Annotated in this window: 15 protein-coding genes; 9 read left to right on the top strand and 6 right to left on the bottom strand. The window is 71.5% G+C overall.

Annotation, left to right across the window (positions count from 1 at the left end; all coding sequences use genetic code 11):
- The first annotated feature begins 14 nt into the window (after positions 1-14).
- Positions 15-1,286: a M20 family metallo-hydrolase gene (locus IE307_RS14255; protein ID WP_229904706.1), complete on the top strand. Its 1,272-nt coding sequence runs from the start codon at positions 15-17 to the stop codon at positions 1,284-1,286.
- Between the two features lie 63 nt (positions 1,287-1,349).
- Entirely contained in the window at positions 1,350-1,673 is a 324-nt protein-coding gene (locus IE307_RS14250; protein ID WP_191298415.1) for a hypothetical protein, read from the top strand.
- A gap of 262 nt (positions 1,674-1,935) precedes the next feature.
- Here IE307_RS14250 and IE307_RS14245 read toward each other — a convergent pair whose 3' ends face one another.
- Positions 1,936-2,721, bottom strand: coding sequence for an alpha/beta fold hydrolase (locus IE307_RS14245; RefSeq protein WP_191298414.1), 786 nt, complete (start codon positions 2,719-2,721; stop codon positions 1,936-1,938).
- Between the two features lie 75 nt (positions 2,722-2,796).
- On the opposite strand from IE307_RS14245, the gene IE307_RS14240 reads away from it, so the two are divergent.
- Positions 2,797-3,474: a GntR family transcriptional regulator gene (locus IE307_RS14240; RefSeq protein WP_191298413.1), complete on the top strand. Its 678-nt coding sequence runs from the start codon at positions 2,797-2,799 to the stop codon at positions 3,472-3,474.
- A gap of 30 nt (positions 3,475-3,504) precedes the next feature.
- Here the strand turns inward: IE307_RS14240 and IE307_RS14235 are convergent, their stop codons facing one another.
- The gene (locus IE307_RS14235; RefSeq protein ID WP_268250373.1) at positions 3,505-4,188 is read right to left on the bottom strand and encodes a response regulator; all 684 of its coding nucleotides are present in this window, start codon (positions 4,186-4,188) and stop codon (positions 3,505-3,507) included.
- Positions 4,176-5,351 carry a sensor histidine kinase gene (locus IE307_RS14230; RefSeq protein WP_191298412.1) on the bottom strand — a complete coding sequence of 392 codons (1,176 nt, stop codon included), beginning with the start codon at positions 5,349-5,351 and terminating at the stop codon, positions 4,176-4,178. Before IE307_RS14230 ends, IE307_RS14235 begins: the two co-directional genes overlap by 13 nt.
- A 159-nt stretch (positions 5,352-5,510) precedes the next feature.
- Between IE307_RS14230 and IE307_RS14225 the strand changes: the two genes are divergently transcribed.
- Together IE307_RS14225 and IE307_RS14220 are read left to right on the top strand one after the other, a co-directional pair.
- The gene (locus IE307_RS14225; protein WP_191298411.1) at positions 5,511-6,185 is read left to right on the top strand and encodes a DUF4386 domain-containing protein; all 675 of its coding nucleotides are present in this window, start codon (positions 5,511-5,513) and stop codon (positions 6,183-6,185) included.
- 67 nt (positions 6,186-6,252) lie between these two features.
- Entirely contained in the window at positions 6,253-7,320 is a 1,068-nt protein-coding gene (locus tag IE307_RS14220) for a spore photoproduct lyase family protein (protein ID WP_229904705.1), read from the top strand.
- Here the strand turns inward: IE307_RS14220 and IE307_RS14215 are convergent.
- A complete protein-coding gene (locus tag IE307_RS14215; RefSeq protein WP_191298410.1) occupies positions 7,317-8,255 on the bottom strand; it encodes a DUF1295 domain-containing protein in 939 nt (312 codons plus the stop codon). The genes IE307_RS14220 and IE307_RS14215 overlap by 4 nt on opposite strands.
- A 61-nt stretch (positions 8,256-8,316) precedes the next feature.
- Between IE307_RS14215 and IE307_RS14210 the strand changes: the two genes are divergently transcribed.
- The 3 genes from IE307_RS14210 to IE307_RS14200 all read left to right on the top strand — a co-directional run bounded on the left by IE307_RS14210 (position 8,317) and on the right by IE307_RS14200 (position 9,804).
- Positions 8,317-8,892 (top strand): QsdR family transcriptional regulator, encoded by a 576-nt coding sequence (locus IE307_RS14210; RefSeq protein ID WP_191298409.1) that lies wholly within the window; start codon positions 8,317-8,319, stop codon positions 8,890-8,892.
- A 66-nt stretch (positions 8,893-8,958) separates the two neighbouring features.
- Positions 8,959-9,591, top strand: a complete 633-nt coding sequence (locus IE307_RS14205; protein WP_229904704.1) for a cyclase family protein — start codon at positions 8,959-8,961, stop codon at positions 9,589-9,591.
- Positions 9,592-9,597: 6 nt separating this feature from the next.
- Positions 9,598-9,804, top strand: coding sequence for a hypothetical protein (locus tag IE307_RS14200; protein WP_191298407.1), 207 nt, complete (start codon positions 9,598-9,600; stop codon positions 9,802-9,804).
- Positions 9,805-9,822: 18 nt separating this feature from the next.
- On the opposite strand, the gene IE307_RS14195 is transcribed toward IE307_RS14200, so the two are convergent.
- Both IE307_RS14195 and IE307_RS14190 read right to left on the bottom strand, forming a co-directional pair.
- Entirely contained in the window at positions 9,823-10,761 is a 939-nt protein-coding gene (locus IE307_RS14195) for an NADP-dependent oxidoreductase (protein WP_191298406.1), read from the bottom strand.
- Between the two features lie 99 nt (positions 10,762-10,860).
- Positions 10,861-11,328, bottom strand: a complete 468-nt coding sequence (locus tag IE307_RS14190; protein WP_191298405.1) for a cupin domain-containing protein — start codon at positions 11,326-11,328, stop codon at positions 10,861-10,863.
- Positions 11,329-11,480: 152 nt separating this feature from the next.
- Between IE307_RS14190 and IE307_RS14185 the strand changes: the two genes are divergently transcribed.
- Positions 11,481-11,978 (top strand): MarR family winged helix-turn-helix transcriptional regulator, encoded by a 498-nt coding sequence (locus IE307_RS14185; RefSeq protein WP_191298404.1) that lies wholly within the window; start codon positions 11,481-11,483, stop codon positions 11,976-11,978.
- Positions 11,979-12,201 lie beyond the last annotated feature (223 nt).

Genomic DNA, 12,201 nt, shown 5'->3' with positions numbered 1-12,201 from the left:
CTAGCGTGGGCGCCATGACTGATGTGCTGAGCACGCTGCTGACCGTGAACGGCGAGCGGTTGTGGGATTCGCTGATGGAGCTGGCGGAGATCGGCGCGTACTCCGACGAGGCGACCGGGCTGACCGGGGTCGACCGGCAGTCGCTGACCGACGCGGACGCCGCGGGCCGCCGGCTCGTGATCGAGTGGATGACCGCCGCCGGACTCGACGTCACCATCGACGAGATGGGCTCTCTCTTCGGCCGCCGCGAGGGCTCCGAGCCGGGGCTCGCCCCCGTGCTGGCCGGCTCGCACATCGATTCGGTCGCCACAGCCGGCGCGTTCGACGGCTGCCTCGGCGTTCTCGGGGCGCTGGAGGTCGTGCGCTCCCTCAACGACGCGGGCATCACCACCCGGCGCCCGATCGTCGTCACCGCCTGGACCGAGGAGGAGGGGGTCCGGTTCGGCACCGACATGCTCGGCTCCGCGGTCGCCGCGGGACGCCTGACGCTCGACTACGCCTACGACCTGGTCGACGAACAGGGGCTGCGGTTCGGCGACGAACTGGTCCGCATCGGCTTCCGGGGCGACCGCCCGGTGCGCCTGGACCCGCCGCACGCCTACGTGGAGTGCCACATCGAACAGGGACCGGTGCTGGCCGAGCAGGGTTACGACGTCGGCGTGGTCACCGGCGTGCAGGCGATCTCGTGGCAGAAGGTCACCGTCCACGGCCGCGCGGCCCACGCCGGCACCACCCCGACGGAACTGAGGGCGGACGCGGGCCTCGCCGCCGCGCAGATCGTCGTGAAGCTCCGCGAGATGGTCGATTCCGGCGCTTACGGCCGGTTGCGGGCGACCGTCGGCCACCTCAGGACGTCACCGGGACTGCCCAGCGTCGTGCCCGACCGCGCCGAGCTGACCGTCGACCTGCGCAACCCCGACGACGCGCACATGGCCGAGGCGGAAGCCGACCTGGCCGCGTTCCTCACCACGCTGCCCGGGACCCAGCCGGGCCTGCGGGTCGAGACCAGGCGAATGGCCAAGACGACGCACGTCCCGTTCGACGAGGGCGTGCAGGACGTGATCGCGGCCGCCTGCGCTGACCTCGGGCACGACACGATGCGGTTGATGTCCGGGGCGGGCCACGACGCGCAGGAGATGGCCGCGATCACCCCGACGGCCATGGTCTTCGTGCGCGGCGAGTACGACGGCATCAGCCACAACCCCCGCGAGTACTCCACTCCCGAGGCGTGCACGGCCGGCATCAACGTGCTCGCGACCACGGTCCTGCGACTGGCGAACCACTGACCCCGCTGTTCCTTGCGCCGTCACGAACTTCGCGTTCCACGCCACGGGTGGTCAAATGAGCGGATGAGCAGGCCGGGCGACAGGGGCGACGAGATCCGTCAGCAGGCCGAGATCGACGCCGAGGTGGCCGCCTCGGCAGACGCCCTGTCGAGGGCGCCCGGCGACGCACGCGACCGCGCCCTGGACCGCCGCGAGGAACAGCTGGACGAACTCCGGAGAGGACTGGACGGCCGCGAGGCCGAACTGGGGGAGTCCGAGGCCGCGCAACGCCGCCGCGGCGCGGCCCTCGACGACCGCGAACAGCTTGTGCGGCAGCGCGACGCGGACGCCGACCAGCGCGAGATCAACATGCAGACGGCGTTGCCGTCGGGCGAACAGCCGACCTGACGCGGTCCGGTCCACGAAGGACATGACTGGGGCATCAGGCTCTGTTCCATCCACGCGGCGTCCACCCACAGCACGTGCCAGAACCGTCTCAGCCGGGCCGCACGTCGTCTGCGTCGTGCCAGGTGCTGGACGCGGCCACCGAGGGCATGCCACGTGCGGAGGCCGCCATGCGCAGTTCACCTCGCCGGGAGATCGGTCGTGAACCTCGGGGACATTCCCGCGGGGGAGCCGCTCAACCCAGGTGATGGGGTCGGCGGGTGGCTCACGTGGCCGCGGCCACCAGGTCGACCAGTTCGCGCACGGTCGCCAGGACCTCGTCGGGGTGGTCGAGGTGCACACTGTGCGTTGCGCCGGGCCAGCATCGGATCTCGCCGCCGAACGCGGTGGCCAGGCGGCGGTGGGCCAGGTGGACCGCGTGGTCCGGTGCGCGGTCGGCCGTCACCACCACGGCCGGGCGCTGGGGCAGGTCGGACTCCCGCAGGCCGCGGGCGAGGTCGGTGAGGCCGCGGACCGCGCGGCCCAGCGTCGGGAGGTCGAGGTTCGCCGTCCGTGCGAGCGCCGCGGCGCAGTCGGGGCGGAGGTCGCCGGTGTTGCGGAGCGCGGCGGCGCGCAGCCCCGATGCGAGCAGGCGACGGACGCCGGGCACCGCCGCCAGCTTGGCGAGCACGCTTGCCGTGCGTTCGACGTTCTTGCAGGTGCGGGCGTCGTTGATCGGTGTCGGGTCGAGCAGCACCAGGCCCGCCACCTGCTCGGGGTGGTCACGGGCGAGCAGCACTCCCACGGCGCCGCCGAGGCTTTGGCCGACCACGACGACCGGGCCGCGGTCCAGCCGTTCGACGAGTGCGCTGAGCGCGGCGGTGGCGCCGGCGAGCGAACCGTCCGCGGTGGACGTCCCGGTGCCCGGCCGGTCGTGTTCGACCACCTGGGCCCTGGTCGTCAGGCCCTCGCGCAGACCGGGGAAGAAGCCGTCGCAGGACTCGGCGCCGCCGGGCAGGAGCAGCACCGGGGGACCGGACTCGCCGTACACGCGCACGTCTTCGATCTGCATTGTGCTCCCCATTGTGACTCAGCCCAGAACTGGATCGTAGAACAACCTTTCTGCGATTGTGACACAATCCGAGGCGTGGACAACGTCATGGCAGCTCCCGAGCGGATCGCTGCAGCTCTGCGCGGTGAGCTGCTCGACGGCGCGCACCCGGTGGGCACCCGCTTCCGGGAGGAGGACCTGGCCGCGCGGTTCGACGTCGGCAGGCACACGGTTCGCTCAGCGCTGCGGCTGCTCGTCGAGCGCGGGCTGGTGGCCCACGAACGGCACAGGGGAGCGGTGGTCGCGCCGCTCAGCAAAGCCCGCATCGACGAGATCTTCGACTACCGCAAGGTGCTCGAACTGGGCGCGCTGCGGATGGCGCTGGCCGCCGGGGCGGACCTGGAGCCGGTGCTGGTCGAGATCGAGCGCCTCGAGGCGTTGGCCGAGCGCTCGCCGCAGCCGTCGTGGCGGGAGCTGACGAGCGTGCACAGCGCCATTCATCGGGCGATCGTCGCGGCCGCCGGCAACCGGCACCTGCTCGACAGCTACCGGCGCTGCGAGGACGAGGTGCGGTTGCTGCTCACCTTCGTCCGCCCCGACTTCGACGCCGCGAGCATGGCTGCCGTCCACCGTGCGCTGGTCGACGAACTGCGGCAGGGCGGAGACATCGCGACGGACGCTTTGACCCGCGACATCGACGACACCGGGCGGGCCGCGTTGCTCGGTGCGTTGCGGCGGGCCGAGGAGAGCGCGCACCTGCTCGGGCACGCGTGATGGTCTCTATTGCTTCAGTGTTGACTGAAGTCAAGCCTCGTCGGCCTCGGACACCGATGCGGCGTCGTGCACGTACCGGGAGACCTGGACGCGGTTGGTGACCTCCAGCTTCGCGAACACGCTCCCGACGTGCGTCTTGACCGTGGCCAGGCCGAGGTGCAGCGAGTCGGCGATCTCGGCGTTGGACAACCCCTCGGCGACCGCGCGGGCGACCTCACGTTCGCGTTCCGTCAGCCGGGCGAGCAGGGCGCGGGCCTTGCGTTGCCGGGAGCCGTCGCCCTGCCTGGTGGCCACGGCGATGAGCCTGCTGGTGACGCTCGGCGAGAGCATCGGTTCGCCGAGCGCGACGCGGCGCACGGCGGCGACGATGTCGGCGGGTCTGGTGTCCTTCAACAGGAATCCCGCCGCGCCCTCGCGCAGTGCCGTGAGGACGAGTTCGTCGGTGTCGAAGGTGGTCAGGACGATGACCCTGGCCGGCGATCCGCGGTCGCGCAGCCGGCGGGTGGCGGCCAGGCCGTCCATCCGGGGCATGCGGATGTCCATCAGGACGACGTCCGGGCGTGCGCGCACGACGACGTCGACCGCGTCGTGCCCGTCGGACGCCTCGCCGACGACCTCGACGTCCTCGGCGCCGCCCAGGATCATCAGCAGACCGGCTCGCACCAGCGGGTCGTCGTCGACGACGACCAACCGCACCTTGTTCAGCTCTGCCACGGCAGCCTCGCGGTCACGACGAACGACCCGTCCGGGCGTGGCCCGTGGGCGAAGGTCCCGCCCGCGAGTTCGGCGCGCTCCGCGAGCCCCAGGAGCCCCACTCCCGGCGCTGCCGCGTTCACCTGCTCGCACAACGGGTTGCGGACCTCCACTTCGAGCACACCTCCGGCGGCGCCGGTGAGCCGCACGGCGACGGGTTCGCCGGGTGCGTGCCTGCGGGCGTTGGTCAGGGCCTCCTGCACGATGCGGAAAGCCGTGCGGGACAAGGTCTCCGGGAACCGGTGGGCGAGCAGGCCGCCGCTGTCGAGGCGGACCTCCGACCCGGCCTCCCGCGCGTCGGCGAGCAGCGCGGGCAGTTGCGAGAGCGTCGGACTCCCGGCCGAGGTGTCCGCGGGGTCGCCCGCCCGCAGGACGCCCAGCACCTCCCGGAGTTCGGCCAGAGCGAGCCGGGCGTTCTCCTGGATGGTCTGCGCCGTCTCGACCGTCTGCGCGCGGTCGAGGTCCTCGCGGTAGGTGAGCGCGCCGGCGTGCAGCGCCACCATGGAGATGCGGTGCGCCAGCACGTCGTGCATCTCCCGGGCGATCCGGTTCCGCTCCGCCTCGCGGGCGACCGTCGCGGTCAGGGCCTGCTCCCGTTCGGCGGTGAGGGCGCGCTCGTGCAGCGAGTCGAGCAGGTCGCGGCGGGCGGCGACGTAGTAGCCGGTGGCCGCGGCGGCGGCGAAGAAGGCTCCGCCGAGCACGACGCCGCCTGCCGCCCCGACGCCGCTGACCTCGGTGAACAGGAAACGAGGCTGGTAGACGAACTCGGACATGAGCGAGCCCGCGAGGAACACGGCCGCGGCGATCGGCACCCGTCGCCGCCGTGTGGCCAGTGAGGCGACGGCCAGCGCGGCCGGGCCCATGCTCGTCACCGACACGGCACAGGCGGCGCTCGTCAAGCACGCCACGGCCAGAGGATGGCGCCGCCGCAGAGGCAGGAGCGCGAGCGTCACCGCGCCGACCACGAGGTCGAACACCAGCACGGCGCCCACGACGTCCTGTTGGGTTGCGGTCAACGGCCCGGACAGCACCACCGCGGTCATGGCGCACCACGCCGCCACGCCGACGGCCGCCGCGAGCAGGTAGCGCCAGGCGCGGGACCACGGACGCGGCAGTTCCGGCATGGCCGAAGCGTAGAGGGCGCGAAGCGGGACGCAGATCCGTCGCAAGGCTCGACCGCCTCCACCTCGGGGTGGAGAAGGCCGAGCCCCGATGGGGAGTTGCCCGGGGCCCGGCCAGGACAACGTTGGCGGCGTCATCACAGCGCGCCCCGAGGAGATTCCATGACCAAGCCCACGACACTCGCGAGAGCAGCCGGTCTGCTGTACCTGGCACTCGTCGTCCTAGGCACGTGGGCGGAGCTGGTCGTGCGCGACAGCGTGCACGTGCCCGGCGATCCCGCCACGACCGCGGCGAACCTCGTGGCGCACGAAGCGCTCTTCCGCTGGGGTCTCGCGGCGGACGTGCTGATGGCGGTGGTCTTCGCCTTCCTGGGGCTCGCCCTGCACCGGCTGCTGCACCACGTCGACGAACGCGCCGCGACAGCGCTCCTGGTCTTCGTCTCGGTCGGCGCGGGCTCCATCCTGCTCAACCTCGCGTTCCACTTCGGAGCCCTGCGAGTGGCCACCGATCCCGCGTACTCCGACGACCTCGCGTTGCTGCTGCTCGACCTGCACGGGTACGGCTACACCCTCGGAGGCGTGTTCTTCGGTCTGTGGCTGCTGCCCATGGGCTATCTCGCCCTGCGCTCCGCCCTGTTCCCGAAGGCGCTGGGCGTGCTGCTCGTCGTCGGCGGCTTCGCGTGGATCGCCGATCCGGTGATCGCGTTCGCCCTGCCCGGCGCGCCCGGCCTGGTCCGCGATCTGGTGTCGGTGCCCACGTCGCTGGCCGAGTTCGGCCTGATGCTCTACCTGCTCGTCCGCGGTGTCCGGTCCCCGGTGCCGGCTGGAGCGCACTGACGGTGACGGCCACCACCGCGGTCGGTGCAAGCGGCGTTTTTGTCGGTGTCGTCCGGACACTGCAAGGGTGAGCACCTCGACACCGCTGCTGAGCCCGACCCGGATCTACGTGGAGCCTGCCGCCGCGCTGCTGCCGCGGGGCCGTGAGGTGCTCGACAGGTTTCCCGACGCGGACCGGGTCGAGGTCGACAGCCACTGGCAGATCCCCGAGCTGCACGGCGACGAGGCCAACGCGCGGCGGTGGGTGCGGATCAAACGCGAAGCGCTGGTGCTCGGGGTGAAGAAGTCGCTCAGCGCGCGGCCCAACGGGCGCTCGGCGCACTTCATCGCCCCGTCCACGGCCAACGGGTGCGCGATGGCCTGCGCCTACTGCTACGTGCCCCGGCGCAAGGGGTACTCGAACCCGATCACGGTGTTCGCGAACATCGAGCAGATCACCGGCTACCTGACCCGTCACGTCGGCAGGCAGGGCCCGATGACCGAGCCGGGCCAGATCGACGACCGGGCGTGGGTCTACGACATCGGCGAGAACTCCGACTGCTCGGTGGACGCGATGGTCAGCGACAACGTGCGGGACCTGGTGCGGCTGTTCCGCGGCCTGCCCACCGCCAAGGCGTCCTTCGCGACGAAGTACGTCAACCGCGACCTGCTGGGGTGGGATCCGCGGGGCCGCACGCGTATCCGGTTCTCGCTGATGCCCGAGAGCACCGCGAAACTGCTCGACATCCGCACCACCCCGATCGCGGAACGCCTCGCCGCCCTCGAGGACTTCCGCGAGGCGGGCTACGAGGTGCACGTGAACCTCAGCCCGGTCGTCGTGCACGACGGCTGGCTCGAGGACTGGCGGCAGCTGCTCGAGTCGCTCGGGGACGCGACCTCGCCCGCCACGCGCGACCAGCTGGCGGCCGAGGTGATCATGCTGACCCACAACCAGCAGCTGCACGAGGTCAACCTGCGCTGGCACCCGAAGGCCGAGGACCTCCTGTGGCGCCCGGAGCTGCAGGAGGTCAAGCGCAGCGAGGGCGGCGGGATCAACGTCCGTTACCGGCGGGGGCTCAAGCGGGAGCTCCTCGACTCGTTCCTCGCGCTCGTCGAGGAGCACGCCCCGTACCTGCGCGTCCGGTACGCCTTCTAGTCGGACGCGCTCACGTGCGCGGTCTTGCGAGGACCGGGGAAGAACATGTTGGTGGTGGCCTGGTACTGCGCGTAGTCCGGCCGTTTGCGCAGGCTGTAGTACTCGGCCGGCCGGGCGCCGGTGTGCTTGGTCAGCGTCACGTACAACGTCCAGGAGGCGAAGAACAGGCCCAGGGCCAGCACCGCGGCCACCAGCGGCGTGGTGTCCTGGAACCGGGCGAACAGTGACGGCAGTGCGAGCAGCGCCAGGGAGTTCCACTGCATCCACTGGAAGAAGTAGTTCGGGTGCCTGCTGTAGCCCCACAGCCCCTGGTCGCAGGTTTCCCGCCGGCCGCGGGCGGCGAACCGCTGCTTCTGCCTGTCGGCCACCGACTCCAGCACGTAGGACGCGGCCCACAGGACCAGGGCGGCCACGGACCAGAACGACAGCTGCCGATCGTGGTCGGCGGCGACGAGGAACGCGGGAACGGCCAGCACCGACGCGTTCGCCAGCCCCTGCAACCAGATCTCGTACTGCACGGACCACGCCTCGCTGCGGAACCCCTGTCGCTCCCAGCGCCGCCGCTGGTACTGGTAGCGGGGGAGCTCGGCCTTGGGGGAGCCGGGCCTCCACCAGCCGTGCTTCACGGTCAGCACCAGGCTCCACAGCCCCATTCGCGCCCCCATCACGAGGTAGACGGCGGCGATCGCGACCGTCGTCGCGGTGAGCGGACCGGACGTGAGGACGGTGACCAGGCCGATGCCCACCAGACCCCACGGCCACGCCACGTCGACGTACGACACGTGCCGGGTCAGGTGCCCGGGGATCGCCGCCGCCGCGGTGAACAGCACGACCTGCACCACCAGGTTCCACCAGGCGAGCCCCGCCGTGGCCGGGGCCAGCAGCAACGCGACCCCGACCAGGACGAACGGCAGCATGCCCCATACCCGCCGCATGCGGTCCTCCTCGCGCAGGGTGAGACATTCCGTCTGAATGTCTCAGTGAGACACTTTATACATGCTGTCTCACGCCGCGGCCAACACGGACCTCACCACCGAGCCCGAGGTGGACCCGGTCATCGCCCGCGCGCTGCGGCAGTTCCTCCGCGAGAGCCGCATCGACATGGGCGACCTCGCCACCGAGTCCGGCATCGGCCGGGCCACCCTCTACCGGCGGCACGGCGACCGCGACCGCGTCCTGGGCGAGGTGCTGTGGGCCATCACGCACCGGGCGTGGGCGCGCCTGTGGCAGGCCAGCCCGGAACGGGGCATGACCAGGGTGGTGGCGGTGCTCGACCAGGCGATGCGCGACACCGTCGGCTCACCGGCCCTGCGCGCTCTGCTCGAACGCGACCCCGAGACCGCACTGCGAGTGCTGACCTCGCAGAAGGGGGTCGTGCAGCACCGCCTCGTGACCGGACTCGCCGACCTCATCCGCGCCGAACGCGGCGACGACACGTCGGAGATCCCGGCGACCAAACTGGCGTACGCGGTGGTGCGGCTCGCCGAGTCCTTCTGCTACTCCGACGTCATCACGGGCGCCCCGCCGGACATCGACACCGCCACCGAGGTCATCCGCAAGCTCCTCGCCTGATCGCCGGGGCGAGTCCTCAGTGGACCCTCGAAGCCCGTCGCTCGGCGATGGTCAACAATGTTGCGCATGCGCCGAATCGTGGACCTCAGCCACCCCATCGTCGACGGCATGGTGACGATGGGCGGTATGAGGCCGCCTCGTGTCACCACTTACGTGAGCCGGGACGACACCGCGGCCCGCATGGGGCCCGGCGTGTCGTTCGAGATCGGGCAGATCGACCTGATCGCGAACACCGGCACCTACCTGGACACGCCGTCGCACTACCACTCGGGCGGCTACGACACGGCGGGACTGCCGCTGGAGCGAGTCGTGGACGTGCCCGTCGCCGTGGTGCGGCTCGGCGATCCGATCCTCCCGGAGTTCAAGGGACACGCGGTGCTGTTCCACACGGGCTGGTCCCGGAACTGGGGCACGGACGCCTACCAGAACGGACATCCCTTCATCACCGCGGACGTCGTCGGCGCGCTCATCGAGGTGGAGCCCGCGCTGGTCGGGATCGACTCGCTCAACATCGACGACGCCACCGATCTGAACCGTCCGGCGCACCAGGGGCTGCTGGGTGCCGGCATCCCGATCGTCGAGCACCTGACGAACCTGGAGCAGGTGCCCCCGCGAGGTGCCCGCTTCACGGCTCTGCCGATGCCGGTCGTGGGGATGGGCACGATGCCGGTGCGCGCGATCGCGGTCGTCGACGAGTGACCGGCTGTGAGCCAACGCGCTGAGACCGCTGGAGTCGGCGAACTGCGCCCGGTGCCGCTGGCTCGGAGCAAGCACGACGCGTTCTCCCCTCAGCCGCTGGTCGACCACCTGACCACCGCCGCGCCGGACGCGCGGTCGGTGGTCGTCAGCGGCGCTCACACCTTCCCGTTCCGCAGGGGAACGGCGACCGCACGGCTCGTCGCGGTGAGGTGAACCCGGCACAGGGGGCCGTCAGGCGGAGACGAGGATGACGACCTTGCCGCGCACGCCACCCGAAGCGGCCTGGACGTGCACCTCGGACAGGTCGGTCAGCGGCACGCGCTGGGCCACGTCGACCCGCAGGTCGCCGGAGTCGACCAGCGCCACCAGCTTCGCCAGCTGCTCGGCGTCGCTGCGGACGTAGAGGTTGACGCCGCGCACGTCGCGGTCCTCGTCGGTCGGCGCGGGCATCCAGATCGTCGTGTTGACGACGGCTCCGCCGGGGCGGACCAGCGTGACCAGCCCGGCCAGGACCTCGGGGTCCGGCGCGAGGTTCAGCACGAGGTCGACCTGTTCGGCCACCGCCGAGAGCACGCTGGTGGAGGTGTGGTCGACGACCTCGTCGGCGCCGGCGGTCCGCACGGCCTCGGCGCTGCGAGGGCTGGCCGTGGCGATCACGTGGGCACCGGCCTGCTTGGCCAGCTGGACGGCGTAGCCGCCGACCGGTCCGCCCGCGCCGTTGACCAGCACGCGCTGCCCGGCCTCGAGCCGGCCGTGGTCGAAGAGCGCCTGGTAGGCGGTGAGGCCCACCAGCGGCAACGCGGCGGCGTCGGCCAGCGGGATGCCCTTGGGGGCCGGGGTCAGCGCTTCTGCCGGTGCGAGGACGTACTCGGCCGCCGCGCCGGGCTTGGTCATCGGCAGGAAGCCGACGACCTCGTCGCCGACCGCGAAGCCCTCGACGCCCTCGCCGAGCGCGTCGACCGTGCCGGCCACGTCGAGGCCGGGGGTGTGCGGCAGCTCGACGGGGATCGGCCCCTGCATGACGCCGAGGCGGATGTTGCCCTCGACGGGGTTGAACGTCGTGGCCGTGACGCGGACCAGGACCTCACCGGCTCCGGCGACGGGCTGCTCCACGTCCTCGTACCGCAGGACCTCGGGACCGCCGAACTCGTGGAAACGCACTGCCTTCATGGCTTCTCTCCCTCAACTTTGCTTCGAACTTGAAGCATCTGGAACTGACAGTAGACCTACTTCGAATTCGAAGCAAAGTGACGTGCGGCACGCCGGAGGTCAGCGCGGAGGGCCCAGCACGACGTTGCCGGAGATCTCGGCGGCCTCCGCGAGCAGCGACTGCGGGATCGCGAACCCCTCGGGGCGCGGTTCGCGCAGGTCGCGACCCGCGTGGCGGAACATCTTCTCCAGTCCGCCGGGGGTCGAGATGAGCAGCAGGTCGGCCTTCTCGGAGGTGATCCGGTAGCTGTGCGGGATGCGGCGCGGCAGGAAGACGATGCCGCCCTCGCGCAGCTCGTGCTCCTCGTCGCCGGCCCACACCAGCGCGGAACCGGACAGCAGGAGGAAGACCTCGTCCTCGTTGGTGTGCATGTGCCACGGCGGCGCCTCGCCGAGCGCGGCGTCGAAGCGCCCGACGGTCAGCTGCCCTCCGGTCGCCTCGGCGTCGAGCAGGACGCTGAACACGCTGCCGCCGATCCATTCGAGCTGTTGCTGGTCCTCCCGCTGGGCGAGGTGAGGGATGCTCAAGGTCGTCCTCGGGGGTCGGTGGGGACGGCGGCGCCGCCTCCTGCCTGCAGACCCTGGTGTGCGCCGCTGCCCGGCCGCCACGCCTCGCGGTGCTCACCCGTGCCCAGCGCTGCCCAACTGCTCCTTCGAATTCGAAGCAGTAAGCTGGCGCCATGGCCGACTCACCGCCGTCGCTCGACCCCGTCCAGCTCGGCGCCTACTTCGCCCTCGTCGAGGTGACCAGCCTGCTGCGCCACGCGGTCGAGCAGCAGCTCAAGGACGCCGGGGACCTGAGCTACGTGCAGTTCCAGCTGCTGGCGCGGCTGGGGGACTCGCCGACGGGCAGCCACCGCATGACCGACCTGGCCGACGGCGTCGTCTACAGCCGCAGCGGCCTGACCTACCAGGTGGGGCTGCTGGAGAAGGCGGGCCTGGCCGAACGCACGCCGTCCGCCGACGACGAGCGGAGCGTCACGGTGACCATCACCGAAGCCGGACGCACGCTGCTCGCGGCGGTGCTGCCCGGACACGTCGAGGTCGTCAGCGGACTGCTCTTCGAACCGCTCTCCCGCGACGACGTCCACACCCTCGCCGGACTGCTCGCGCCGGTGCGCGACCACATGCGCTCGACCCCACCGCGGTCGGCCGCACCTCGCCGCCGCAAGAGCTAGGCGCTGTCCTGCGAGTTCGTTGGGCGACAGTGGCGGCCGAGGGCCCCGGAGACGGCACCGCCGCAACGCCCGGATACGGCCCGGTATGAGGGCGTGGCGGCGGCACCGTCTCCGGGTCGCTCGCCCGCGCCTCTCACTGAACGAACTTGCAGGACAGCACCTAGCTTGAGTTTTAACCTGTTCGGCGGGGTCGCGGGTTGCTGGATCTGGTCTCTTTGCCGTG

This window comes from Lentzea cavernae, assembly GCF_014653695.1.
In the GTDB taxonomy this organism is placed as follows: domain Bacteria; phylum Actinomycetota; class Actinomycetes; order Mycobacteriales; family Pseudonocardiaceae; genus Lentzea; species Lentzea cavernae.
The sequence above is the reverse complement of the archived record's forward strand: the minus strand, read 5'-3'. Positions and strand labels throughout refer to the sequence as shown.